Source organism: Kluyvera intermedia, from assembly GCF_034424175.1.
Taxonomy (GTDB): Bacteria; Pseudomonadota; Gammaproteobacteria; order Enterobacterales; family Enterobacteriaceae; genus Kluyvera; species Kluyvera intermedia.
On the sequence record NZ_CP139986.1, the window covers coordinates 1929897 to 1953974 of the forward strand.

The 24078-nt window shown below is 52.2% G+C and carries 28 protein-coding genes; all 28 read left to right on the plus strand.

Annotated features, from left to right (window positions below):
• Positions 1-5: 5 nt before the first annotated feature.
• A complete protein-coding gene (locus tag U0026_RS09245) occupies positions 6-221 on the plus strand; it encodes a class II holin family protein (RefSeq protein ID WP_062778226.1) in 216 nt (71 codons plus the stop codon).
• Positions 221-751, plus strand: coding sequence for a lysozyme (locus U0026_RS09250; RefSeq protein WP_062778228.1), 531 nt, complete (start codon positions 221-223; stop codon positions 749-751). Before U0026_RS09245 ends, U0026_RS09250 begins: the two co-directional genes overlap by 1 nt.
• Positions 752-766: 15 nt before the next feature.
• Positions 767-1279: an HNH endonuclease gene (locus tag U0026_RS09255; protein WP_082806336.1), complete on the plus strand. Its 513-nt coding sequence runs from the start codon at positions 767-769 to the stop codon at positions 1277-1279.
• Positions 1276-1794 carry a DUF2514 domain-containing protein gene (locus tag U0026_RS09260; protein ID WP_062778232.1) on the plus strand — a complete coding sequence of 173 codons (519 nt, stop codon included), beginning with the start codon at positions 1276-1278 and terminating at the stop codon, positions 1792-1794. The genes U0026_RS09255 and U0026_RS09260 overlap by 4 nt, the downstream gene beginning before the upstream one ends.
• Positions 1795-1880: 86 nt before the next feature.
• On the plus strand, positions 1881-2336 hold the full coding sequence (locus tag U0026_RS09265) for a hypothetical protein (protein ID WP_062778234.1): 456 nt from the start codon (positions 1881-1883) through the stop codon (positions 2334-2336).
• 375 nt (positions 2337-2711) lie between these two features.
• Positions 2712-2888, plus strand: coding sequence for a hypothetical protein (locus U0026_RS09270; protein WP_164717391.1), 177 nt, complete (start codon positions 2712-2714; stop codon positions 2886-2888).
• Between the two features lie 11 nt (positions 2889-2899).
• A complete protein-coding gene (locus U0026_RS09275; RefSeq protein WP_126440696.1) occupies positions 2900-3400 on the plus strand; it encodes a hypothetical protein in 501 nt (166 codons plus the stop codon).
• A 174-nt stretch (positions 3401-3574) separates the two neighbouring features.
• On the plus strand, positions 3575-4063 hold the full coding sequence (locus U0026_RS09280) for a DUF1441 family protein (RefSeq protein WP_062779693.1): 489 nt from the start codon (positions 3575-3577) through the stop codon (positions 4061-4063).
• Positions 4063-6168: a phage terminase large subunit family protein gene (locus tag U0026_RS09285; protein WP_062779662.1), complete on the plus strand. Its 2106-nt coding sequence runs from the start codon at positions 4063-4065 to the stop codon at positions 6166-6168. The genes U0026_RS09280 and U0026_RS09285 overlap by 1 nt, the downstream gene beginning before the upstream one ends.
• Positions 6165-6380 carry a hypothetical protein gene (locus tag U0026_RS09290; RefSeq protein WP_062779664.1) on the plus strand — a complete coding sequence of 72 codons (216 nt, stop codon included), beginning with the start codon at positions 6165-6167 and terminating at the stop codon, positions 6378-6380. The genes U0026_RS09285 and U0026_RS09290 overlap by 4 nt, the downstream gene beginning before the upstream one ends.
• Positions 6305-7882 (plus strand): phage portal protein, encoded by a 1578-nt coding sequence (locus U0026_RS09295; protein WP_164717392.1) that lies wholly within the window; start codon positions 6305-6307, stop codon positions 7880-7882. Before U0026_RS09290 ends, U0026_RS09295 begins: the two co-directional genes overlap by 76 nt.
• Positions 7827-9827: a ClpP-like prohead protease/major capsid protein fusion protein gene (locus tag U0026_RS09300; RefSeq protein WP_082806343.1), complete on the plus strand. Its 2001-nt coding sequence runs from the start codon at positions 7827-7829 to the stop codon at positions 9825-9827. Before U0026_RS09295 ends, U0026_RS09300 begins: the two co-directional genes overlap by 56 nt.
• 92 nt (positions 9828-9919) lie before the next feature.
• Positions 9920-10246 (plus strand): DUF2190 family protein, encoded by a 327-nt coding sequence (locus U0026_RS09305; RefSeq protein ID WP_062779697.1) that lies wholly within the window; start codon positions 9920-9922, stop codon positions 10244-10246.
• Positions 10239-10514 (plus strand): ATP-binding protein, encoded by a 276-nt coding sequence (locus U0026_RS09310; RefSeq protein WP_062779668.1) that lies wholly within the window; start codon positions 10239-10241, stop codon positions 10512-10514. Before U0026_RS09305 ends, U0026_RS09310 begins: the two co-directional genes overlap by 8 nt.
• A gap of 8 nt (positions 10515-10522) precedes the next feature.
• The gene (locus U0026_RS09315; RefSeq protein WP_062779670.1) at positions 10523-11101 is read left to right on the plus strand and encodes a phage tail protein; all 579 of its coding nucleotides are present in this window, start codon (positions 10523-10525) and stop codon (positions 11099-11101) included.
• A complete protein-coding gene (locus U0026_RS09320; protein WP_062779672.1) occupies positions 11098-11499 on the plus strand; it encodes a phage minor tail U family protein in 402 nt (133 codons plus the stop codon). Before U0026_RS09315 ends, U0026_RS09320 begins: the two co-directional genes overlap by 4 nt.
• Before the next feature lie 10 nt (positions 11500-11509).
• On the plus strand, positions 11510-12253 hold the full coding sequence (locus tag U0026_RS09325; RefSeq protein WP_062779674.1) for a phage tail protein: 744 nt from the start codon (positions 11510-11512) through the stop codon (positions 12251-12253).
• Positions 12254-12307: 54 nt separating this feature from the next.
• Positions 12308-12718, plus strand: coding sequence for a phage tail assembly chaperone G (gene gpG, locus U0026_RS09330; RefSeq protein WP_062779676.1), 411 nt, complete (start codon positions 12308-12310; stop codon positions 12716-12718).
• A gap of 65 nt (positions 12719-12783) precedes the next feature.
• Complete coding sequence (locus U0026_RS09335) at positions 12784-13047, plus strand: phage tail assembly protein T (protein ID WP_062779678.1); 264 nt, start codon at positions 12784-12786, stop codon at positions 13045-13047.
• Positions 13031-16105 carry a phage tail tape measure protein gene (locus U0026_RS09340; protein WP_062779680.1) on the plus strand — a complete coding sequence of 1025 codons (3075 nt, stop codon included), beginning with the start codon at positions 13031-13033 and terminating at the stop codon, positions 16103-16105. Before U0026_RS09335 ends, U0026_RS09340 begins: the two co-directional genes overlap by 17 nt.
• 20 nt (positions 16106-16125) lie before the next feature.
• Positions 16126-16473: a phage tail protein gene (locus tag U0026_RS09345; RefSeq protein ID WP_062779682.1), complete on the plus strand. Its 348-nt coding sequence runs from the start codon at positions 16126-16128 to the stop codon at positions 16471-16473.
• Positions 16470-17225 (plus strand): phage minor tail protein L, encoded by a 756-nt coding sequence (locus U0026_RS09350; protein ID WP_062779684.1) that lies wholly within the window; start codon positions 16470-16472, stop codon positions 17223-17225. Before U0026_RS09345 ends, U0026_RS09350 begins: the two co-directional genes overlap by 4 nt.
• Position 17226: 1 nt before the next feature.
• Positions 17227-17937, plus strand: coding sequence for a C40 family peptidase (locus U0026_RS09355; RefSeq protein ID WP_062779686.1), 711 nt, complete (start codon positions 17227-17229; stop codon positions 17935-17937).
• A 30-nt stretch (positions 17938-17967) separates the two neighbouring features.
• Positions 17968-18303 (plus strand): hypothetical protein, encoded by a 336-nt coding sequence (locus tag U0026_RS09360; RefSeq protein ID WP_062779688.1) that lies wholly within the window; start codon positions 17968-17970, stop codon positions 18301-18303.
• A gap of 53 nt (positions 18304-18356) precedes the next feature.
• Positions 18357-18959 carry a tail assembly protein gene (locus U0026_RS09365; RefSeq protein ID WP_062779690.1) on the plus strand — a complete coding sequence of 201 codons (603 nt, stop codon included), beginning with the start codon at positions 18357-18359 and terminating at the stop codon, positions 18957-18959.
• Positions 18960-19010: 51 nt separating this feature from the next.
• On the plus strand, positions 19011-22571 hold the full coding sequence (locus tag U0026_RS09370; RefSeq protein ID WP_241973973.1) for a TipJ family phage tail tip protein: 3561 nt from the start codon (positions 19011-19013) through the stop codon (positions 22569-22571).
• Positions 22572-22619: 48 nt separating this feature from the next.
• On the plus strand, positions 22620-23768 hold the full coding sequence (locus U0026_RS09375) for a tail fiber domain-containing protein (RefSeq protein ID WP_126440697.1): 1149 nt from the start codon (positions 22620-22622) through the stop codon (positions 23766-23768).
• A 5-nt stretch (positions 23769-23773) separates the two neighbouring features.
• On the plus strand, positions 23774-23938 hold the full coding sequence (locus U0026_RS09380; protein ID WP_156484230.1) for a hypothetical protein: 165 nt from the start codon (positions 23774-23776) through the stop codon (positions 23936-23938).
• Positions 23939-24078 lie beyond the last annotated feature (140 nt).

Here is a 24078-nt window from a genome sequence, read left to right on the forward strand (position 1 = left end):
AGAGCATGTATCGAATGGACAAACTGACAACAGGCATTGCCTACGGTGCGTCAGCCGGAAACGCCGGATTCTGGGTACTCCAACTGCTGGATAAAGTATCTCCATCACAGTGGGCGGCTATTGGCGTTCTCGGAAGCCTGATGTTTGGTCTGCTGACATATCTGACAAACCTCTATTACAAAATCAAAGATGATCGGCGTAAGGCTGCCCGGGAGGACTGATGTCGAATAAAGCCAAATTGAGTGCCGCGATGTTGGCTCTCATTGCTGCTGGTGCGTCTGCTCCGGCGTTGTTTGACCAGTTCATGAGTGAGAAAGAAGGCAATGCGCTGGTAGCTGTGGTCGATCCAGGCGGTGTCTGGTCGCTATGCCACGGTGTCACCGTAATCGACGGTAAGCGAGTCGTGAAAGGCCAAACCGCTACTGAAGCGCAATGTAAGACGATTAACGCTATCGAGCGTGACAAGGCGCTGGCGTGGGTTGACCGCAATATCAAGGTGCCGCTGACTGAACCGCAGAAGGTCGGCATCGCGTCGTTCTGCCCTTATAACATCGGGCCGGGTAAATGCTATCCGTCAACGTTCTATAAGCGGATGAATGCCGGTGATACGAAAGGCGCCTGTGAAGCTATCCGCTGGTGGATTAAAGACGGTGGACGAGATTGCCGTATTCGTTCGAATAATTGCTTTGGACAAGTAGAACGTCGTGATCAGGAATCAGCTCTGACCTGCTGGGGAATAGATAAAAGCTAAGCCTCTGGAGGGGCTATGAACCCGATTGAGAAACTTTCTTATGATGAAACCTCACCTAGTTGCTTGCGATGGAATAACGGTGCAGCCCGCCAGGTGAGAGGAAAATCCGTCTCACATAAAAACTCGGATGGATACTTTTGTGTAACGCATTATCGGAAATGCTTCATGGACCATAGAATTGTATGGGAAATGCATAACGGGCCGATACCAGAGGAGATGCAGATTGATCATATTTCAGGAGATCGAGCTGATAACAAGATTGAGAATCTCCGACTGGTGACCAGCGCGCAGAATCAGTGGAACAGAGAAACAATCAAGCGCGAGCTTCCAAGGGGTGTATCCGCACACCATAAAGGTTGCTATCTGGCAGCTATTCGTTGTCGTGGTGTTCGGCATCGTAAATGGTTTAAAGACATTCACAATGCGACCAACTGGATAAAAGCTATGAGAGATTCCTTGCATGGCGAATACGCCTTACATTCTAGCACTCGCGATGGTGCGCTCACGTGCTGGGGGATAGACCAGTGAACCTGCGCTGTCAGTTCATTGCTATTTCGTTGCTGGTGGCCGTTGCATTCATCGCCGGTAGCGTATGGAGCAGCCGCGGTTGGGAAAAGAAGTGGGCAGAGCGTGACAGCGTGGAATCATCGCAAACCGCGAACGCGCAGACTGCCGCCCGCATGATTGAACAAGGGCGAATTATTGCCCGTGATGAGGCTGTAAAAGATGCACAAGCACAAGCCGCTAAATCTGCTGCCACTGCTGCTGGCTTGTCTGCCACTGTTAGCCAGTTGCGCACCGAAGCAACAAAACTTGCCACCCGCCTGGACGCCGCAAAGCATACCGCAGATCTTGCCGCTGCCGTCAGAAGCAAAACAACCGACGCCGACGCCAGAATGCTCGCCGACATGCTCGGAGGCCTTGCAGAGGAAGCTAGATATTATGCTGGAAGAGCTGACGAAAGCTACAGGGCAGGAATGACGTGTGAGCGGATTTACGAGTCGGTGAGAGAGTCAAACAATAACCCTATAGCCTCGCAATAGAAGGGGTTTTAACAGAGGTGACCACTGGGCTTTTGACTTTGTTGTCTTTAGGTTAAAATATTAGTTCTCATAGAATGGAGAATTTAATGTTCAAGCAATTCAGGCGCAATATTGCTTCTGCAAAGGTAAGAAAGTATATAGCTCACTGGATGGAAGTTATGTCGCTTACATTCAGGAATTCTATGGCAGGAAATTATATTGACCAGAAGGATTTAGACAGAATTAGCCTTGTTATTATTAGCACTGCAATCACTGAGGCAAAAGTTTGTAGTGGCATAATCATGACATGTGTTGCTGATGTAGCGGCTAGAGCAGGCATGACCGAAGAGGATTTAAGCTATCTTCCGTATCAGGTGCTTGCCATAACGAAAGGGGTGGAAGGTCGTTCCCCGTTAGAGTCTAAGAAAGGTATGCTTGGGCTCATTTCACCTGGTTATGAGTTTTCTGATCAGGATGCGGGTTGGTTCGATACTAATATTGAAATCATAACTAAGCAGCTTAAAAATGATTTGCGAAGCGTAGTTAATACGTTGCAGGATTGATTACTTTTGCGCGTATGATTTCACAGCCCCCTTTGGGGTGGTTTCCATTAGTTTAGGTTTTACAGCGGGCGTTCACTGAGTGCCTGCGATATTGTCGACCAATAATCAGGTGCGCGAGATGTCGGGTAATACCGATCCGGACGAAGCGTGACGCTGCTATAAGCTGGAGGATGGTGCAGACGACCAATATCTTCTGGCTCAATGGTTCGAATCCATTCCTGATTACCACACCCAAGCCACTGGCATTCGCTGGTGGTTTTTTTATGCGCATCGCACGCGCAAATCTAAGAAAGTCTTTCAGCTGTGAGCCTGGGCAAACCGTTAACTTTCGGCGGACCTGCCGTGCGATAGGCTCACGCCTAAAAGGAAAATATCATGCAATTAGGCAAAAAATCGAAAGCTGGGTTGAGAGTGTTTATTCGTACTCATGGGAATTTCATCGTTGCCAATAAACGGGGAATACCACGCATTGTTGTAGGGGCTATTGACGAAACCCAAAACACCTTGCGTAGCGGAAGTCCTTCTACGTTCAAAAAATTCAGCTCACGCTAAAAGGAAATACCATGCCTAATACCTATCAAATTTGTGAAGTAACAGTAACGCTTCCACCCCTTGGCTCCACAACTACTGACGGTTGCGGCAACAAGATTAAACATGGCGATAAACGCCGCGTGCATCTTTATGCCGTGAAACCTGATTGGTGCCAAGGAAGCACCTTTGAAGGTTTTATTGTTGGATGGTTTACACATGCAGGTTATAGCGAGTCTCAGCACAAGCGCAGCCAAAGAATTATGATGCCAGATGGTTATAAATTGGTGGCCATAAGTGTTGACGAGTACGGATTGCCAAAGTCACGGGATAGCTTGCCAGTGCATTTTTCTGGTGGTTACGTGAGTAACCTAGAAGATGTCGATGCCACAGCGTCTGCGGAATATAGTGTAAAAATGGGCATCAGTATTGAAAACAACGATAAGGCAACTTCATTTTTTGAAGAGGCCGTCCGCAAAGCCGTTCAGAAAGAATGTCAGCCCGGCGGTGCTGTCTGGCGTATGCGCTGCCGATAATCATTCAAATTTGAATGGGTCCTCCCGGCGGGGTGGCCTGCCACGGGGCGGCTGGCTCGCGGGAAACGGCTAGTTTTTCGGATCCTAGGTCATCATCATCATTCGCGCAGGTTATTGATCTCATTAGAGGCGATTTCGTGCAGATGTCGAATCGTTCAAAAAGTGTTCACCATCATGGACCAGGAAATTGCTGCATTAAAACTGAATATCAACCAGCTGGCAGGAATAACTGGCGTACATCGCCAGACGGTAGCCACCAGGCTGAAAAACATCGAACCTGCGCCGGGCAGTAACAGCAAATTAAAGCTTTATCTGGTCACTGATATTCTGGCTGAACTGATGATCCCCACTGTGTCAGCCAACATTGATGACATGCCGCCATCTGACAGGCTTTCTCACTGGAAAGCGGAGAATGAACGGCTGAAGTTCGAGCAGGATACCGGGCAGTTAATACCTGCCGATGAAGTGGCGCGAGAATTCTCATTGATGGCGAAAGCCGTCGTCATGGTACTTGAAACCCTCCCTGATGTACTCGAGCGTGACTGCGCGTTAACGCCGGCTGCGGTTTCTCGCGTGCAAAGCGTTATCGACGATCTACGCGACCAGATGGCAGAGAGGGTACAGGACGCTGAAGCAGAGGAGGAAGAGCCAGAGGAGGACTGATGGCAAAGCGGGCATCCGCCAGGGGCATCCGTCGTGATGTTTCCGGTATTTTACGCGCCCCGCGTCGCATGCAGGTGGCCGATGCGGTCAGTACTTATATGCGCGTGCCAATGGGGGCGGGGAACTCCGTTCCATGGGATCCGGATCTAGCACCTTACGTAATTGAGCCGATGAACTGTCTGGCATCACGTGAATATGATGCGGTGGTGTTTGTTGGTCCGGCGCGAACAGGTAAAACCATTGGCCTGATTGATGGCTGGATTGTCTACAACGTTGTCTGCGACCCGGCGGATATGCTGCTGATCCAGATGACGGAGGAGAAAGCACGCGAGCACTCCAAAAAGCGTCTTGATCGTACCTTCCGTTGTAGCCCCGAAGTGAAAATCCGGCTCAGTCCGCGTCGCAATGATAACAACGTCTACGACCGCACGTTCCGCGCCGGCAACTACCTGAAAATTGGCTGGCCATCGGTCAATATCATGTCCTCATCGGATTATAAGTGCGTGGCACTGACCGATTATGACCGCTTCCCGGAAGACATCGACGGCGAGGGCGATGCTTTTTCACTGGCATCAAAGCGAACGACAACGTTTATGTCGTCGGGTATGACGCTGGTCGAGAGTTCACCGGGCCGAGATGTACGTGATACAAAATGGCGCCGTAGCTCTCCACATGAAGCGCCACCCTCAACGGGTATTCTGGCGCTGTATAACCGCGGCGACCGCCGCCGGCTTTATTGGCCTTGCCCACATTGCGGTGAACACTTCCAGCCTGAAATGGACAACATGGCAGGCTACCGGGATATTGCTGATCCGGTGCAAGCTGGTGAAAACGCTCATTTGCAGTGTCCAGCGTGTAAGGGGCAAATCACCCCTGATATGAAGCGCGGCCTGAATATGAAGGGGGTATGGTTACGTGATGGGCAATCTATTGACGACCAGGGTGTTGTAACAGGAGTGGGGCGACGTTCGCGCATTGCCTCTTTCTGGATGGAAGGCCCGGCAGCTGCATACCAGACCTGGTCGCAGCTCATCTACAAATTCCTAACCGCCGAGCAAGATTATCAGGCAACCGGTAGCGAAGAAGCTCTTAAAACCGTCGTTAATACCGACTTCGGGCGTCCGTATCTTCCTCGTTCCAGTATGGAGCAGCGTAAAAGCGAGTTGCTTGAACAGCGCGCCGAGGATGTGCCGAAACGGTCCGTGCCGGATGGTGTCAGTTTCCTTGTGGCGACAGTTGACGTACAGGCGGGGCGTAACCGACGGTTCGTAGTGCAGATCACCGGGTATGGAAGCATGGGCGAACGGTGGCTGGTGGACCGGTACAACATACGGCAATCAATGCGCTATGACGCTAATGGCGAGAGCCAGCAGATTGACCCAGCGAGTTACCCGGAGGACTGGGACCTATTGCTGAGCGATGTGTTTAATAAAGCCTGGCCGCTGTCCTCCGACCCGACCCGGTGCATGCGTCTGATGGCGATGGCAGTGGACTCCGGTGGGGAAGATGGTGTTACCGATAATGCCTATAAATTCTGGCGCCAATGTCGGCGCGATGGGCTCAGCAAACGGATTTATCTCTTCAAAGGCGACAGCGTTCGCCGCTCAAAACTCATTACCAGAACCTTTCCCGATAATACCGGCCGCTCAAGCCGACGGGCACAGGCATCTGGTGATGTACCGCTTTTCCTGCTCCAGACCGATGCTCTGAAAGACCGGGTGAACAACGCGTTATGGCGTGAATCACCTGGCCCCGGTTATGTGCATTTCCCGGAATGGCTCGGTAGCTGGTTTTACGATGAACTGACCTATGAGGAGCGTTCAACTGATGGTAAATGGAGTAAGCCGGGACGCGGCGCGAATGAAGCGTTTGACCTTCTGGTCTATGCAGATGCGCTCGCCATCCTCCACGGCTACGAGAAAATTAAATGGCCCGATGCTCCTGAGTGGGCGCGGCGGGAAACGTGGCTGGAGAATGCGCCGGCGGAAGCTGGCGAAGCGGCATCCCAGAAACCTGAGCCTGTACCAACGAAAACCCGGAAGCGGAAAAAGCCCGTAACCGATGATGATAATCCCTGGACAAGTCCAGGAGGAGGGTGGTTGTGAGTCAAAGTACGATTGAAACGATGATCCAGCGTTACACAGAAGCAGAAATGGCAGTGCTGGAAGGCAAAACCATCCGCTTTAATGGGCAGGAAATGACGATGGAAAACCTCTCCGAGATCCGTAAAGGTCGGCAGGAGTGGGAACGCCGCCTCGCTTCCCTTATTTCGCAGCGTCGTGGGCGACCCGGCTACCGACTGGCGAGGTTTCCATGAGCCTCTTAGATGATGCGATTGGTGTTTTATCCCCCGGATGGAAGGCTGCCCGATTGCAGGCGCGCGCGAAAATCAGGGCGTATGAGGCTGTGACCCCGACCCGAACCCACAAAGGCCGCCGTGAGAATCGCTCCGCCGACCAGCTAAGTAATATGGGGGCTGTTTCATTGCGGGAGCAGGCCCGGTGGCTTGATAACAACCACGATCTTGTGATTGGGGTATTCGACAAGCTGGAAGAGCGGGTGGTTGGTAAGGCCGGAATTATTGTCGAACCGCACCCGAAAATGACTAACGGGAAAATAGCCAAAAAGCTGGCCGATCAGATTCGTAGCAAATGGGCTGAGTGGTCTGTCAGGCCCGATGTAACAAACCAGTTTACCCGTCCGATGCTTGAGCGTCTGATGCTGCGTACCTGGTTGCGGGACGGAGAAGTGTTTGCTCAGCTTGTCAGCGGAACGGGGAATGGGCTGACGCCAGCCGCCGGGATACCTTTCTGGCTTGAAGCGCTTGAGCCTGATTTCATCCCCATGAACAGCGACGCGGCGCGCCAGCTCAATCAGGGTGTTTTTGTCGATAACTGGGGCAGGCCAAGGAAATTTCAGGTTTATAAAAGCCTGCCTGTATCAGGTCGGCAGTTTGATACGAAAGAGATCGATGCGGAAAACATGCTGCATCTGAAATTCGTCCGTCGCCTGCACCAGACCCGAGGTGTGTCGATGCTATCAGGTGTTCTGATGCGTCTTAGCGCACTAAAAGAGTATGAAGATGCAGAACTCACCGCCGCGCGTATTGCTGCCGCGTTGGGGATGTATATCAAAAAAGGCGATGGCCAGAGTCTGGAGGACAACAATAGTTCATCAGATGATGACCGTGAACTGATGATTCAGCCCGGGATCATCTACGACGATCTAAAGCCGGGTGAAGATATCGGCATGGTGAAATCTGACCGGCCAAATCCCAACCTTGAAACTTTCCGCAATGGGCAACTTCGAGCTGTCGCCGCAGGCAGTCGGCTCAGCTTCTCGAGTACCTCCCGAAACTACAACGGCACCTACAGCGCGCAGCGGCAGGAGCTGGTTGAATCCACAGACGGTTACCTCATTTTGCAGGACTGGTTTATTGGCGCGGTAACCCGGCCAATGTATCGCGCCTGGCTGAAAATGGCGGTAGCCGCTGGCGAGATCCAATTACCCCGCGGTGTCGACATGGATTCGCTGTATTCGGCGGTGTATTCCGGTCCTGTCATGCCGTGGATCGACCCGGTTAAGGAGGCTAATGCCTGGAAAGCTCAAATCCGGGGTGGTGCCGCGACGGAATCTGACTGGGTACGCGCCAGCGGTCGCAACCCGAACGATGTCAAAGCGCGCCGTAAGGCTGAGATTGACGAAAACAAAGAGATGGGCCTGGTGTTTGATACCGACCCTGCTAACGACAAAGGAGGCACCAGTGCCGAAGCCAAAGAACCGGGCGCACCGCCGTCCGAAAGCCAGCGCAGAAAGTAATTCGTGGTTCCGCATGCAGGCCAGTGCCGATAACGAAGCAGATATCTATATCTACGACGAAATTGGCTACTGGGGCGTGACGGCGCGTCAGTTTGTGAATGACCTGAAGGCGCTGGGCGATGTAACCCATATTAACCTTCATATCAATTCGCCCGGTGGCGATGTCTTTGATGGCATCGCCATTTTTAATGCCCTGAAATTCCACGGTGCCGCGATTACCGTTCATATCGACGGGCTGGCGGCATCAATGGCATCGGTGATCGCCATGGTGGGGAATCCGGTGATCATGCCGGAAAATACCATGATGATGATTCACAAGCCCTGGGGATTCTCCGGTGGTGACGCGAACGATATGCGCGACTACGCCGATTTGCTGGATAAAGTTGAATCCGTCCTGATCCCCGCATATGCGGAGAAAACCGGTAAATCAACCGAAGAAATCGCCGCCATGCTGGAAGATGAAACCTGGATGGATGGTAAAGAGTGCCTCGAGCTGGGCTTTGCTGACCAGGTCACGACTTCTCTGCAGGCGATGGCCTGTATTCAATCAAAACGTATTGAGGATTTTGAAAAGATGCCAAAAAGCATTCGTAATATGGTCACCCCGCCACGCAACACCGCTCAGCGTGACCCACAACCGCAGGTGCCAGCGCCTGCTGCTGGTGCAGATGAAGCAACTATTCGCGCCCAGGTGCTCGCCGAGCAAAAGAACCGTGTAAACGCAATTAACGATCTCTTTGCAATGTTCGGCGGCAAGCATCATGAGCTGCAGAATAAATGTATTGCGGATCCGGAATGCACCGTTGCACAGGCAAAAGATGATCTGCTGGCTGCTCTGGGCAAAACAGCGACCCCGTCGAATAAAACCAGTGATGCGCACATTTACGCTGGTAACGGTAACTTTGTCGGTGATGGTGTCCGTCAGGCGCTGATGGCGCGTGCAGGTTTTGAAAGCATGGAACGAGACAACGTCTACAACGGCATGACACTGCGTGAGTATGCGCGTATGGCGCTGACCGAACGCGGTATCGGTGTATCCAGCTATAACCCGATGCAGATGGTCGGCATGGCGCTGACGCACAGCACCTCGGACTTCGGTAATATCCTGCTGGATGTTGCCAACAAAGCGCTGCTGCAGGGATGGGAAGAGGCAGCAGAAACCTTTGAGCAGTGGACCAAAAAAGGCCAGTTGTCAGACTTTAAAACGGCGCATCGTGTCGGTCTGGGTGGCTTCCCATCTCTGCGTCAGGTTCGCGAAGGGGCTGAATATAAGCATGTGACCACCAAAGATAAAGGTGAAAGCATCGCGCTGGCCACCTACGGAGAAATCTTCTCCATTACCCGCCAGGCGATTATCAACGATGATCTAAACCAGTTGACGGATGTCCCTATGAAAATGGGCCGTGCGGCAAAAGGGACGATCGGCGATCTGGTCTACGCCGTCCTGACCGATAACGTTAAATTGTCCGATGGTAAGGCGCTGTTCCATGCGGATCACGCCAACCTGTCTGCGGGTGCCATTTCTGTTGGCAGCCTTGATGATGCACGCAAGATGATGCGCCTGCAGAAAGAGGGTGAACGCTTCCTGAACATTCGCCCGGCTTATATGCTGGTGCCGGTGGCACTCGAAACCCTGGCGAACCAGACGATTAAGTCCGCCAGTGTGAAAGGGGCAGATATCAACTCCGGTATTAATAACCCGATTCAGAACTTTGCCGAGGTCATTGCTGAACCGCGTCTGGATGCTAAAGATAGCAATGCCTGGTATCTGGCTGCAGCGAAAGGATCCGATACCATCGAAGTGGCTTATCTGAACGGTGTTGATACTCCGTATATCGACCAGCAGGAAGGTTTCTCGACTGACGGCATCGCGACCAAAGTGCGCATCGATGCCGGTGTTTCCCCTCTGGATTACCGCGGCCTGGCGAAATCAACCGGGAAATAATCCCCTTCAACAAAGCATTACATCCTTAGCCCATCAGGGCTTTTTTTATATCTGAATTCGGCTCCGTGAGGGGCCGGATGGAGACTGAATTTATGGCGAAGAATTTTGTACAACCTGGCAAAACCATTGTGATTGCCAATGCGGGTGGCGCTGCAATCCTGAGCGGTTCGCCGGTGCTGGTGGGGAAATTGCTGGCGGTGGCCATTACGGATATTGAGGCAGGCCAGGTGGGAGACGGTTTTGCCGAAGGTGTTTTCCTGCTGCCTAAGCTATCAACCGACGCTATTACCATTGGTGCGCAGGTTCATATCAAAGACGGTGAGGTGCAACTCGATGCGACTGATGCCGATCTGGCTGGAGTTGCCTGGGAAGATGCTGGCGCGGGTTCCTCTACTGTAGCCGTAAAAATCAATGCCTAACCCCTTTGAAAAACTGGCCAGCCGCATGGACGCGGCCACGGTTAATAAAATGGGCAAACCGGCGACCATTAACGATATCCCCATGATTGTTGTTCCGGCGGAGTCGCTGGAGGAAATGGGGCCATTGGCAGGAACCGGGCGAGCGCTGGTGGTTTTTACTGCCGGATATCGGCCGCACCGTGGTGATGTGGTTGTTTTCGAGGGTGAGGAGTTTCGTCTTACCCGCCATGAGCGATTTAACGGTAAGCCGCGCATCTTTATTGAATAGGAGGTGGCATGTCGGTTAAAGGGCTTGAAAGGGCTATCCAGAACCTGAATAGCCTGAGTCGATTGATAGTCCCTGATGCCACGGCTAAAGCACTTAACCGCGTCGCGGGGAGGACTATCAGCCAGGGCAGCAAAAAGGTCGCCAAAGAGGCCACAGTTGACGATAACCGGAAAAAAGGGCTCCCGGTCAGGCTGGTCAGGCAGCGTTCGCGGCTGCGCAAGGCCAGCCATAACAGGCTTGTGGCTTCTATCAAAATCAACCGGGGTAATTTACCTGCGATCAAGTTAGGTACAGCCCATGTACGGCTTGCCCGGCGTAAAGGCGCAAAACATGGTCAGGGAAGTGTGCTGAAAGTCGGGCCGTATACCTTCCGTAATGCATTTCTTCAGCAACTGAGCAACGGGCGATGGCAGGTGATGCGGCGTGTCGGAAAGGCGCGCTACCCGATTGATGTGGTGAAGGTTCCGCTGGATGCCCGGTTAACGGAGGCGTTCACCACAATCTCTAAAACCCTTATCCAGAGTGATATGCCCAAAGAGCTGTCCTCTGCGCTCAAAAACCAACTGAGGATCCACCTGAAACGATGAGCAAACACAGTGCTATTCGCGCCGCTATCCTGGCAAAACTTAAGAGCGACATTACCGGCGAGGTGAGCTGGTTCGACGGTCGCCCGGTATTTCTTGAAGAGCAGGATCTCCCCGCGGTCGCCGTTTATTTGTCGGACGCTGAATACGCTGGTCAGACGCTGGACGAGGATGACTGGCAGGCAGTACTGCATGTTGAAGTATTCCTGAAAGCGTCCAATCCTGACACTGCGCTGGATAACTGGATGGAAGAAAAAGTTTATCCGGCCATGGCAATGGTTCCCCAGCTCGATCAGTTAATCGAAACAATCACCCCGCAGGGCTATGACTATCAGCGTGATGATGAGATGGCCACGTGGGGTTCGGTTGATTTGACTTACTCCATTACTTATTCAATGTAAGGAAATCACAATGCCAACACCAAATCCTCTCGCACCGGTAAAAGGTGCGGGTACAACATTATGGCTCTATACCGGCACTGGCGATCCCTATGGCAACCCGCTGAGTGATGCAGACTGGACCCGGCTTGCAAAAATCAAGGATTTGACACCGGGGGAAATGACGGCTGAATCCTACGATGACACCTACCTGGACGATGAAGATGCGGACTGGAGCTCTACCGCTCAGGGGGAAAAATCTGCGGGTGATACCAGTTTTACCCTCGCGTGGAAGCCAGGTGAAAGCGGACAGCAGGGGCTGGTTCAGTGGTTCACTCTTGGCGATGTTCGTGGTTATAAAATTAAGTATCCAAATGGCGCCGTCGATGTATTCCGTGGCTGGCTGAGCAGCCTGGGTAAAGCGGTGCCAGCGAAAGAGGTCATTACGCGTACCGTCAAGGTGACTAACTCCGGCAAGCCGTCTCTGGCAGAAGAGGACCGCTCGGCGGATGTTCCGGTAACGGGCCTCAGCGTGGCGCCGAAAACCCTGGCTCTGTCTGTTGGTGCAACGAATACGCTTACCTTCAGCATTCTGCCTGCCGGGGCAACAGATCAATCTCTCCGGGTTGTGTCGGCTGATAAGTCGATTGCCTCTATCACTATTGCGGACAACGTTGTCACGGTTACGGGTGTAGCTGCCGGTGAGGCCGAGATTATCGGTATGACCCCGGATGGTGAGCATGTTGCAATTGCAACGGTCACCGTCACCGCTCCCTGATTAATTCCCTCTGATACGGCTCCTTTCTGGAGCCTCTTTAACAGGTAAAAAAACATGTCATTTCTGAAAAAGGAATCCCTTCCCCTGGAAGGCGGTAGCGTCGTGCTCTATGAACTGTCAGCACTGCAGCGTGCTGATTATTTTGACTATCTGGCGAGTCTTGAAGCCGACACGCCCGAAGATATTTCCGAGATGAAGCGTATGGCGCTGATGGTGAAGCGAAATGTTCAGGTGAATGCCTGGGTTGTTTCCCGTTCACTGTGGCAGAGCACGCCGGAGCGTGACGAAGATGAATTGCATCTGGAAGTGATGCGCACGTGGTCCTCGGATGCGCTGAATATTGCGGTTGAAAAGGTTCTGGATCTCAGCGGTATGGCACCAAAATCCGGGACGGAAGGTAGCAATAATACCGGAGCAGAGGATGAGAACAGCGTCAAGGACGAGCTGGCACCTCTGGCAAAATAGCCGCCCGTGAGCGCTGCTTTGTACATCGGCTGGCGCGCGAGTTCCGGCGCCCGGACTGGCGGCGCATGTTAAGCGAAATGAGTGCGACGGAATATTCTGGCTGGGTCAATCATTTTGCCGCAACGCCATTCAGTGAAGAGTTGCTGGATGCCGAGTTTGCGACGACTAAAGGGCTGATTGTAACGATGCTCACGGGCAATAGTGACATAAATGATGCTGATTTCAGCCTCCTTTCTAAACCGGATGATGAGCCAGAAAAAACGGATGATGATCTGATGCTGGCGGGAGAGGGGATATTTGGGGGAGTGAGATATGGCCCAGCAGATTAGCGATTTAGTTATTAATCTCGACGTGGATAGCGCCACATTTGCTGAACAGGTTGCCCGGATTAAAGGGCAGCTCACCGGCATGGCCGATGAGTCCGAGAAATCGCAGTCACGGATTGCGCAGGCTACCGAGCGGCAGGCCACGGCATTTAAGCAGATGGGCGATGCTGGAGCCCGAGCGGCGAATGACATGCAGGAGAAGCAGTCAGCCGCTGCTGATGCAATGGCAAATGACTGGAAAAAAACTGCCGCAGCGGTGGAGGAAACGCACCAGCGTGTTGCTGCTTTTAATCGAAAATTGCAGGAGAACAGCAACAGTGCTGCAGCAACGGGGAAGCAACAGGATGAACTGACCGAAGTCTTTTTTCGGCAAATTGATGGTGCGAAGCGTCTTACCGGGGAAACAAACTCTCTGGCCACCGCCCAGGCGCAATTCCGTAATGCTCGTTCTCAGGGAATGATTTCTCAGCAGGACTATCTTGTCCTGCTCTCTCGCACAGCAGAGCGCCAGAAGGAGCTTAGCCAGGAAGAAGAAAAGGCCAGCGCCGCGCGTACTCGTTTTATCCAGAGTCTGAAATCTCAGGTCGCGGCGCAGAATCTCTCTAATACCGAAATGTTGCGCTTTAAAGCGGCACAGCTTGGTGTGAGTGATGCTGCAGACATCTATATCCGGAAACTGGATACCGCGAAAACGGCTACGCGTGGACTGGGCATTCAGAGTGCCGCGGCGCGGCGTGAGCTCGGTGTACTCGTCGGTGAGCTGGCAAGAGGGAACTTTGGCGCGCTTCAGGGCTCCGGGATCACGCTTGCGAACCGGGCTGGCTGGATAGAGCAGTTGATGACATTGCGCGGGCTGGGGATTGCTGGCGCTGTGGGCGGCATTGCGGCTTCAATCTACGGGCTGAGTAAAGCCTGGTATGAAGGAAGTCAGGAATCCGTTGAATTTAATAAGCAGCTGATCCTGACCGGGAACTCTGCGGGTAAGACGGCGGGGCAGCTGGCTGAGCTGGCAAAATCCATTGCGGGAAATCATGGCTCCCAGGCAACCAGCGCTGCTGCTCTGGCGCAGGTTGTCGGCAGCGGTAGCTTCAAAGGCTCCCAGATTGAGAGCATTACGCGCGCTGCTGTAGCGATGCAGGAAGCAACCGGGAAATCCGTTGATGAAACGATCAAGAATTTCCAGAAACTTTATGATTCTCCGACCAGAGGCTCTGCGGAGCTTAATGCACAGCTGAACTACCTGACGGCGGCACAGTTCGAGTACATTTCGTCACTCGAGCGGCGTGGTGATAAGGAAACCGCCGGGCAGGTTGCGGCGGATGCTTATAGTCGTTCTGAGCAGCAGCGCAGCCAGCAACTGCTTGATAACCTTGGACTGGTAGAAAGGGCCGCTTTAGCCACCCGCAATGCTTTCAAAGGGATGTGGGATGAACTGCTGAACATCGGACGGGGTAGCGGCGGTGACGCGACTAAGCTCCAGACGATGAAAGACACTCTGGCAGAAATTCAGGAGAACAGTAAGCAGGGGATTTGGGGGCGTTTCAAAAATAATGCGATGGGCGTGGATAAAGCCCAGCTCGAGGCGAACATTAAAAACCTTGAGTTTGTTGTTGCGTCTCAGGAAGGATACAACCAGAAAAAAGCCGAGTTCAACCAGATCAATAAAGACGGTATTGAAGCGCAGATCGCGTTCAATAAATATCTTGATGCTGGTACGACTCAGGCGGAAAAGCGAGCGCTGGCACAAAGGGATCTAAACAAAGCCATCGCTGATAATGCGAAGGCGGCGAAAGCGACGCAAACCCTTCCTGAGAGTGAACGGGTTAAGCTGTGGAGTCCGGAGGACATTGCAAAAGCGCGCGCCGGGATCGAGAAGCAATTTAAAGACCCCAAAACACCGAAAGCGAAAGGTTACACCACTCCCGCCGGCGATAAGGCTGAGGACTCCGGCCAGAGGGATTTACTGGCCCTTCAGTCCCAGTTGAGTGTGCTTCAGCAACATAAAAGCATTACCGATACCATTAGCCAGCAGCGTAAGGAACTCTGGTCCGCAGAGGCTCAGTTCTCGGTACTGGAGGCCGCGTCCAGGACTCGCCAGTTATCTCTGCAGGAAAAATCCCTGCTATCGAGTAAAGGCCAGGTACTTGAACTGGCGCAGCAGAAAGCGTTGCTTGGCGACCAGATTGTTGCCCAGGAGCAGCTTAATAAGCGCATGGACGCCGCAGCGAAATATGCTACCCAGATGGCCGAGAAGCAATCAGCCCTGACCGGTAGCGCGACGATGAGCGACCGCATGGCTGGTCGCGAATCGACGTTTGCCCAGTTGCGTAGCGGGTGGAAAAATGCCGGTGGCAGTCTGGAGGACGCAGGTTATCAGCAGCAACTGAAAGCCGCTCAGGACTACTACGCGGAGGAAGATAAATTAAGAGGGGACTGGTCGTCTGGTGTGCAGAAAAGCTGGGCTGAGTACGCTGACGCCTCCACCAATACCTACGAGCAGATGAAGAGCGCAGGAACAGCGGCACTGAATGGCCTCACCTCTCAGTTGACTACGTTCCTTACTACGAGTAAAGGCAGTTTCAAGGAGTTCACGGTTTCCATTCTGAGTATGCTCTCTGAAATTCTGATCAAAATGGCACTGGTTAACGGTGTAAACAGTGTGACTGATGCTTTTGGACTGACCGCAAACGCGGACGGTGGCGTCTATAACTCAGCATCTCTTAGCGCCTACAGTGGCAGCGTTGTTGACCGGCCAACTTTCTTTGCCTTTGCGAAGGGCGGCGGTGTGATGGGCGAGGCTGGGCCGGAAGCTATTTTACCTTTACGACGTGGTGCAAACGGCAAGCTGGGGGTGGTGGCCGGGAATGCTGGTGCCGGTAATCCTGTCTTTAACAACACCATCATTGTGCAAAGTGATGGTACCACCTCTGCAAAATCCTCCGGCAGCAATGATGGTATGAGCAAAGCAATGATGAAGATGCTCGATCAGTTCTGTCAGAACAATATCGCCAAAGCCATCAGACCTGGTGGCCAGCTTTTTAATGCGATGAAAACGCGCTAACCCACCAATTCAGGAATACTATGGCAATCAAAACTTTTATATGGCCCATCCAGGTGTCAGGACAGCCTGCAGCCGAATACACCCGTATTGTCAGAAAAGTCCAGTTCGGTGACGGGTACCAGCAAGTTTCGGAAAACGGTATTAATTCGGAAAGCATCAAATTTTCATATTCGTACCGTGGCCCGTTAACAACGGCCCTCGCTATCAGGGATTTTTGCCGCGAGCATTGTACCCGATCATTTATCTTCACCCCCCCGCATGGCGAAAAGGGGCTTTATCGTGTGGCTGCTGACTCTATAAAGCTCCTGCCTAACGGCAAGACTCAGGCAACCATTTCAGCAACATTTGAACAGGCGTTTGCACCATGAGTTTAAACAGTGATTATCAGAAGCTTGAGCCGGGTAATGTGATCCGGCTTTTTGATATCGATGGCACCGTGTTTGGTGTCAGCGATGTACTTCGCTTTCATGCGCATAATATTGCGCACACGCCCGAGGAAATCACGGCTGCCGGTGGGGATGAGGACAAGCTGCCCGCAAAATCTATCTGGTGGCAGGGGCTGGAATATAAAGCCTGGCCGTGTGAAATAGAAGGGATAGAGACGGCTACCGACGGAACCAGCGCACAGCCGACGCTGTCGGTCGCTAACATTGATAGTTCCATTACCGCGCTGTGTCTTGCTTACGATGACTTGCTACAGGCGAAAGTCACCATCCACGACACGCTGGCGCAGTATCTGGATGCGGAAAACTATCCAGAGGGAAACCCGACGGCGGATCCGCAGCAGGAAAAGCTGAAGGTGTTTTATATCGATGCCAAAGATAGTGAAACGAATGAGGTAGTGGCATTTAAGCTCACCAGTCCGATGGATCTGCAGGGGCTGATGATACCGACGCGCCAGCTGCATTCACTTTGTACCTGGTGCATCCGCAACAAGTACCGCTCCGGTGATGGTTGCGACTATGCCGGGAATCGCTATTTCGATAAGCACAATAATCCGGTTGACGATCCCTCGCTGGATGAATGCCCCGGCACGCTGACGGCGTGCAAACTCCGCTTCGGCGATGGAAATGAGCTGCCGTTTGGCGGTTTTCCGGGCACCTCACTTCTCAGGAGCTGATATGCGACAGAAGATTATCAATGCCATCATGGCGCATGCTGCTGCTGAATATCCGCGGGAATGCTGTGGTGTGGTGGTGCAGAAAAGCCGGGTGCAGCGTTACATTCCTTGCCGCAATCTGGCAACGGACCCGACTGAACATTTCCATCTTTCATCAGAGGATTATGCCGCTGCTGAAGACTGGGGTACGGTGATTGCCATCGTACACAGTCACCCGGACGCCACAACGCAGCCGAGTGAACTGGATAAGGCACAGTGTGACGCGACGCTGCTGCACTGGCATATCGCAAGCTGGCCGGAAGGGGATATCCGTACTATCCAACCGCGCGGCGAGTTACAGCTGCTGGAACGTCCATTCGTACTCGGGCATTTCGATTGCTGGGGGCTGGTGATGAGCTATTTCCGACAGACGCATGGCATTGAACTGACGGATTACCGTGTGGATTATCCCTGGTGGGAGGACCAGTACCCGGAGAACTTTTACCGTGATTGCTGGTATGAGTGTGGCTTCCGGGAGTTTACTGGGCCGCCGCGCGCTGGCGACATGGTTATCATGCAGGTACAGGCCAATAAGTGGAACCATGCTGGGATCCTGCTGGAAAACAATATGCTATTGCATCATCTGTATGGACATTTGAGCCAGCGCGTTCCGTATGGCGGCTACTGGCAGGAACGGACAATGAAGGTACTACGGCATAAATCTCTGTGCTAACCTTTTGCATTATCGAAAGGGGATAGGGATATGAAAAAGGCCATATTATTTGTTTCTTTGTTGGGGTTGTTCGGGTGTAGCGCTTCTTCTTTGCAGGAAGGGGAACCGATTTATACTGGTCATTCGTCAAAGAGCACAGCGCAATATAATAAATGCTTGTCACCAAAATGGCAGGACTTACACCCGCAAGCAACGAGCATTGAAACGGAAACCGGATATAGAATATCGGCTGCCGATGATTTATTCGGAGTTTTATCTATGGCGGTTATACAAGGGGACGATAAAGGCGGCTCTGATGTAAAAGTGTATGCAGCCAGTAGGGGCATTGGGGATCCATGGAGTAAAGCTGCTCGCTCTTGCCTCTAAGATTTGTCTAATCGCTAAAGCCACTTTATGTGGCTTTTTTTATTGGGGCTTATATGCAAGAAGTCATGACAAGAATTGAGTTGGGTGGAAAGCTAGGCAAATCATTTGGGAAAGTACATAACCGGCTAATAACAACTACAGCCGAATCAATAAATGCCTTATCAAAGACTATCCCCGGTTTTGAAAAATACCTTAATACCAGCAAAATGCGCGGGCTAACGTATGCTGTATTTAAAGGTAAAAAAAACCTCGGGATGGATGATTTAGGCTTTCCAGTTATGGGAGAGGTGATTCGCATTGTTCCCGTGGTGATTGGGAGTAAAAAAGCAGGTTTACTGCAAACAATTCTGGGAGCCGTTCTTGTTGTTGTCGGAGCATTGGGGGCAACCATAGGTCAGGCATGGGGTGGGGCTGCATGGGGGCCAGCTGCAATGAAAATTGGTGCAGCGATGATGCTGGGCGGTATTGTGCAGATGCTTTCCCCACAACCAGCCGGGCTCGCCAGCAAGCAGGATGCCGATAACCAGGCTTCCTACGCCTTTGGTGGTGTGACAAACACCGCTGCTCAGGGTAACCCTGTTCCTTTTGGCTATGGACGACGCCGGATCGGTGGCGCAATTGTATCGGCGGGTATTTACGTCGAAGACAAGCAATAGCAAATATCATTTCTAACAACCACCTTCGGGTGGTTTTTTTATGGGTAAAATATGGCGCCGAAAAAAATCACAGGGCGGAAAGGTGGCGGTTCTAAAAGCCGGACGCCGACGGAGCAACCGGATGATCTCCAGTCTGTCGCAAAGGCAAAATTGCTGGTGGCGCTCGGTGAAGGTGAATTTGCTGGCGGATTGACCGGCAAAGATATCTACCTCGACGGCACGCCGCTGGAGAACGCCGACGGCTCGAAAAACTTTGGTGGGGTAGTCTGGGAATTTCGCCCAGGGACTCAGGCTCAACAATACATCCAGGGGATTCCTGGATCAGAGAACGAAATCAGTATGGGGGTTGAGATATCCAGCGCCACCGCCTGGACCCGTACTTTCACAAATACGCTGCTCTCTGCTGTACGCCTGCGAATTAAATGGCCTTCGATTTACAAGCAGCAGGACAACGGTGACCTGGTGGGATACACCATCAATTACGCTATCGACCTGCAGACCGACGGTGGCACATGGAAAACGGTGCTAAGCACGCGCGTATCAGGTAAAACCACAACGGGCTATGAGCGTAGCCATCGCATCGATTTACCCCATTCTGGCAGCACATGGACTCTACGCCTGCGTAAAACCACAGGGGATGCGAACAGCGCCAAAGTAGGCGACACAATGACGCTTCAGAGCTACACGGAAGTGATCGACGCCAAGCTGCGTTATCCGAACACCGCGTTGCTCTACATTGAATTTGATTCGAGCCAGTTTAATGGCTCCATTCCGCAGATTTCCTGCGAGCCGAAAATGCGGGTGATCCGCGTGCCGGATAACTACGACCCGGAAACAAGAAGTTATCTCGGTACCTGGACCGGTGCGTTTAAATGGGCCTGGACAGATAACCCTGCGTGGGTGTTTTACGATCTGGTTCTGAACGACCGCTTTGGGCTCGGCAATCGCCTGACGTCTGCCAATATAGACAAATGGTCACTCTATGAAGTCGCGCAGTATTGCGATCAGATGGTGCCGGATGGGAAGGGCGGCGACGGCACAGAACCGCGTTATACCTGCAATGTCTACGTGCAGGACCGGAATGACGCTTACACCGTAATGCGTGATTTTGCCGCTATTTTCCGGGGAATGACTTACTGGGGCGGTGATCAGATTGTTGCGCTGGCCGATATGCCGCGGGATATCGATTTTTCCTACACTCGCGCAAACGTAGTCGATGGCCTGTTTACATACGCCAGCAGCACCACCAAAACCCGTTACACCACCGCGCTGGTTTCCTGGTCCGATCCTGACAACGCCTACGCCGACGCCATGGAACCGGTATTCGAGCAGCAGCTTGTTGCGCGCTACGGCTTTAATCAGTTGGAAATGACCGCGATTGGCTGCACACGGCAATCAGAAGCGAACCGCAAAGGGCGCTGGGGCATCCTCACCAACAACAAAGACCGGGTAGTTACCTTCTCCGTTGGGCTGGACGGTAATATTCCGCAGCCAGGTTATATCATCGCTGTCGCTGATGAGCTGCTTTCAGGCAAGGTTACGGGCGGTCGTATTCGTGCGGTGAATGGCCGGGTTATCGAACTGGATCGGGTGGCTGATGCCGTTGCTGGCAACCGTCTGATCCTCAACCTGCCATCTGGTGCGGCGCAGAGCCGAACGATTCAGGCGATAACCGGTAACAAGATTACTGTTACAACGACATTCAGTGAAACGCCGGAGGTGGAATGCGTGTGGGTTGTCGAATCGGATGAACTCTACGCCCAGCAATACCGGGTTGTTAGTGTTGCCGATAATAACGACGGCACGTTTACGATCTCCGGTGCGGCACATGACCCGGATAAGTATGCCCGGATCGATACGGGCGCCATCATTGACCAGCGACCTGTCAGCGTGATCCCGCCGGGCAATCAGTCAGCGCCGGCGGATATTGTCATCGAGAGTTATTCAGCTGTGCAGCAGGGCATCAGCGTGGAAACGTTGCGCGCGACCTGGTCCGTTGTGGATAACGCTATCGCATATGAAGCACAGTGGCGCCGCGATGATGGAAACTGGGTGAATGTACCACGGAGCTCAACGACGAGCTTTGAAGTGGAATCCATTTACTCCGGGCGTTATCTGGTGCGCGTTCGCGCAATCAACGCGGCGGAAATATCCTCCGGATGGGGATATTCGGAAGAGGCCACGCTAACCGGCAAAGTGGGGAATCCGCCGAAGCCAGTTGGATTTGCTGCGACCGGGATTAACTGGGGCATCCGTCTGAACTGGGGATTCCCGGCAAATACCGCTGATACACTCAAAACTGAAATTCAGTACACCGCCAACGCCGATCATTCTAATCCGCTCCTGTTGTCTGATGTCCCGTATCCGCAGTCCGAATATGTCCAGTTGGGTCTTAAAGCTGGGCAGGAGTTCTGGTACCGCGCGCAGCTCGTCGATAAATCGGGGAACGAATCTGGCTGGACGGACTGGTTGCGAGGAATGGCTAACGATAATGCGGATGATTATCTGGGAGATATAGCCGGCGATTTTCTGACATCAGAAGATGGTGACCGCCTGACGGGAGACATTGATACCAACCTTGAAGGCATTATGCAGAACGCGCTGGCGAACCACGGAACCGTTGAGCATCAGTTTGCTCAGTTAGGTGAGGTCCGCGCTGATATCCTGGTGGTGAAGACAACTATCGCCGATGTTAACCAGGCGATGGCAGAAATGTCCACGCAGGTACAAGCGCAGTTCAATGGCGTGACTGCGGCGCTGGAAGATAAGCTGACTGCCGTCGTTGATGCTACTGGAGCCTCAGCGATTTACACCCTGAAAACCGGTGTTCGCATCAACGGGATAATGTATAACGCCGGGATGTCGATTGCGGTGCTGGCGGAGTCTGGGCAGCCGGTAGTCACTCGCATCGGGTTTAATGCTAACCAGTTCGTCCTGATGAGTGGCAGTGGGAATACACAGTATTCACCTTTTGCCGTCGTGAATGGGCAGGTATTTATCAGTGATGCGTTTATCCGTAATGCCTCAATTGATGGTGTGAAAATAAAAGACGCCACTATCAAAGGTGCAAAAATAGCGGATGCATCCATTGATTACGCCAAAATCACAGACACATTACAATCAGCCAATTTCAGTGACGCTTCCCATACCGGCTGGGCGTTATATAAAAACGGGGACGGAAAATTTTACGGTACTGTTGCCGCTGAGAAAATCGAAGGTGATATCTCAGCTATCTGGACATTCTCATCCATGCTTATTACTCAGGGTAACATCACCAGTAAGAGTGTTGTGTGGGAAGGTGGGTCAAGATATGCAGTGCGAATCTGTATTCCATATTTCCATGGCAGTATCGCATCAACGCGAGATGACCAGGTGTATAGATGGCGAATACTGATAAATGGACAGACGGCGTTCGGGTGGTTTACTAGTACTGGCACGACAACTGTTGAAAATGAATCGGCTGGTTTTGTCGATGTTCCTGCCGGCGTAACAAATGTCAAAATTACGGTTCAGATTGAGCGTGTAAGTGGCAACATAGGGAATACGTTATATTTCTCGCTCCAGCCCTTCGCGATAATTGTTTCACCAGCGACCGCACGTTTTTCTGGCTAATAGACCCGCTTCGGCGGTTTTTTTTATTTCCTAATTTCTGGAGTCCTTATGTCCGTAGGAACATTAACCCTGACCAACAAATCAGCCGCTGTTACCGGTTCCGGCACGGCATTCACAACCGAACTGGCGGCCGGTGATTTCGCCGTAGTTACCGTGGGAGGCATTCCGTATTCGCTCCCAGTGAAAAGTGTTGAAAGCAATACCTCGCTGACGCTGGTGAGTAACTTCACTGGCCCAAGTCAGGCGGGAGCAGCATGGTATGCCGTGCCGCGTGTTGCGATGAACCTGGTTACCGCTGCACTTGTCACACAAAGCGCCGAAGCTCTGCGGGGGCTTAACTTCGACAAACGGAACTGGCAGCAGTTCTTCACCGCTACTGGCGATGTCACCATTACGCTTCCAGATACCAGCCAGACGACAGGGCCATCAGCTAAAAAACTGATGAGTAGCGTGGAAGCTAAAGCAGATGCCACGGATCTTCGCCTTGATACGATAAATGGTAAATCTGGTGGGGTTGTTAACGGTGAAATATCATTGACCCGTTCAGCAGCTGGATACAGATCCAACAGGATAGTTTTTACGACCATCGATAATGAAGAAGGACTTACTGCATGGGCTGAGAGACACGATTTTGCAGATAGCTCCAATCGTCAGATTCTTAACATAGGGTCTGTATCAGGGTCGCGCAAAGCTGTATTAAATGCCGAAGGAGGCATACTGTGTAGAGCAGGTATCAATAATTTCTCAGCATTACGAACCGGGTATTTTATTGATTACGAATCCGGTCCAGTGGCGTTGTATATAGACTCTACTCGTGCAGGGTCAATTCAGTTAGCAACCACATCCGATAAGCTCCTGAAAAAAGAAATACAATATCTTTCAGATAAAAACACAATGAATGAGGTATCTATTTCAGCCACAGCACTGAGCGAGGTCATGGGTTGGAAGCCTGCGACCTTCAAGTTTAAGAAGCGAGGTATCATTCCTGAAAGTGAGACGCAGCTTGGTTTTATTGCCAACGACTTAGTTGAACTATCCCCGGAGTGTGTGAAGGGCAAAGGTCTTGAAGAGGGATTCGATGAAAACAACGCCGCTGATGCTTATTCTCTGGACGAGACAGCCATGATTGCCAAACTGACGTTATCAATCCAGGAGTTGCAGAAACAAATTACTGATCTTCAGGAGCGCAGAGTTTAACGGTCATGCGATACGGAAAGCGGCGCTACTACGCCACTTACAAGCTGATAACCGGGCTGAGTGGTGAACCAGTAGATATCCCGGATGATGTATTTATCTCGGTGCGCGTTGAGATGCCTGCTGACTCTGTTTACAGCCGGAGCTTGCATGAGCGCGGGAATGAGAGCTAATCATGATTTTATCCATTTTTTTTTGATAAGCTTGGTGCAAATCAGCCAGAAAAAAAAGTACACAACATGAGCCAGTTAACGTTACATGAATTCGCATCGATAAATTGTAAACTGAAAGATATCAGCGACACATGGTCAGA

Excerpts from the sequence above, each read along its gene's own strand:
- U0026_RS09245 (WP_062778226.1), top strand. The coding sequence starts at position 6 with ATGTATCGAATGGACAAACTGACAACAGGCATTGCCTACGGTGCGTCA.
- U0026_RS09250 (WP_062778228.1), top strand. The coding sequence starts at position 221 with ATGTCGAATAAAGCCAAATTGAGTGCCGCGATGTTGGCTCTCATTGCT.
- U0026_RS09255 (WP_082806336.1), top strand. The coding sequence starts at position 767 with ATGAACCCGATTGAGAAACTTTCTTATGATGAAACCTCACCTAGTTGC.
- U0026_RS09265 (WP_062778234.1), top strand. The coding sequence starts at position 1,881 with ATGTTCAAGCAATTCAGGCGCAATATTGCTTCTGCAAAGGTAAGAAAG.
- U0026_RS09270 (WP_164717391.1), top strand. The coding sequence starts at position 2,712 with ATGCAATTAGGCAAAAAATCGAAAGCTGGGTTGAGAGTGTTTATTCGT.
- U0026_RS09275 (WP_126440696.1), top strand. The coding sequence starts at position 2,900 with ATGCCTAATACCTATCAAATTTGTGAAGTAACAGTAACGCTTCCACCC.
- U0026_RS09280 (WP_062779693.1), top strand. The coding sequence starts at position 3,575 with ATGGACCAGGAAATTGCTGCATTAAAACTGAATATCAACCAGCTGGCA.
- U0026_RS09285 (WP_062779662.1), top strand. The coding sequence starts at position 4,063 with ATGGCAAAGCGGGCATCCGCCAGGGGCATCCGTCGTGATGTTTCCGGT.
- U0026_RS09305 (WP_062779697.1), top strand. The coding sequence starts at position 9,920 with ATGGCGAAGAATTTTGTACAACCTGGCAAAACCATTGTGATTGCCAAT.
- U0026_RS09310 (WP_062779668.1), top strand. The coding sequence starts at position 10,239 with ATGCCTAACCCCTTTGAAAAACTGGCCAGCCGCATGGACGCGGCCACG.
- U0026_RS09315 (WP_062779670.1), top strand. The coding sequence starts at position 10,523 with ATGTCGGTTAAAGGGCTTGAAAGGGCTATCCAGAACCTGAATAGCCTG.
- U0026_RS09320 (WP_062779672.1), top strand. The coding sequence starts at position 11,098 with ATGAGCAAACACAGTGCTATTCGCGCCGCTATCCTGGCAAAACTTAAG.
- U0026_RS09325 (WP_062779674.1), top strand. The coding sequence starts at position 11,510 with ATGCCAACACCAAATCCTCTCGCACCGGTAAAAGGTGCGGGTACAACA.
- gpG (WP_062779676.1), top strand. The coding sequence starts at position 12,308 with ATGTCATTTCTGAAAAAGGAATCCCTTCCCCTGGAAGGCGGTAGCGTC.
- U0026_RS09335 (WP_062779678.1), top strand. The coding sequence starts at position 12,784 with ATGTTAAGCGAAATGAGTGCGACGGAATATTCTGGCTGGGTCAATCAT.
- U0026_RS09340 (WP_062779680.1), top strand. The coding sequence starts at position 13,031 with ATGGCCCAGCAGATTAGCGATTTAGTTATTAATCTCGACGTGGATAGC.
- U0026_RS09345 (WP_062779682.1), top strand. The coding sequence starts at position 16,126 with ATGGCAATCAAAACTTTTATATGGCCCATCCAGGTGTCAGGACAGCCT.
- U0026_RS09350 (WP_062779684.1), top strand. The coding sequence starts at position 16,470 with ATGAGTTTAAACAGTGATTATCAGAAGCTTGAGCCGGGTAATGTGATC.
- U0026_RS09355 (WP_062779686.1), top strand. The coding sequence starts at position 17,227 with ATGCGACAGAAGATTATCAATGCCATCATGGCGCATGCTGCTGCTGAA.
- U0026_RS09360 (WP_062779688.1), top strand. The coding sequence starts at position 17,968 with ATGAAAAAGGCCATATTATTTGTTTCTTTGTTGGGGTTGTTCGGGTGT.
- U0026_RS09365 (WP_062779690.1), top strand. The coding sequence starts at position 18,357 with ATGCAAGAAGTCATGACAAGAATTGAGTTGGGTGGAAAGCTAGGCAAA.
- U0026_RS09370 (WP_241973973.1), top strand. The coding sequence starts at position 19,011 with ATGGCGCCGAAAAAAATCACAGGGCGGAAAGGTGGCGGTTCTAAAAGC.
- U0026_RS09375 (WP_126440697.1), top strand. The coding sequence starts at position 22,620 with ATGTCCGTAGGAACATTAACCCTGACCAACAAATCAGCCGCTGTTACC.
- U0026_RS09380 (WP_156484230.1), top strand. The coding sequence starts at position 23,774 with ATGCGATACGGAAAGCGGCGCTACTACGCCACTTACAAGCTGATAACC.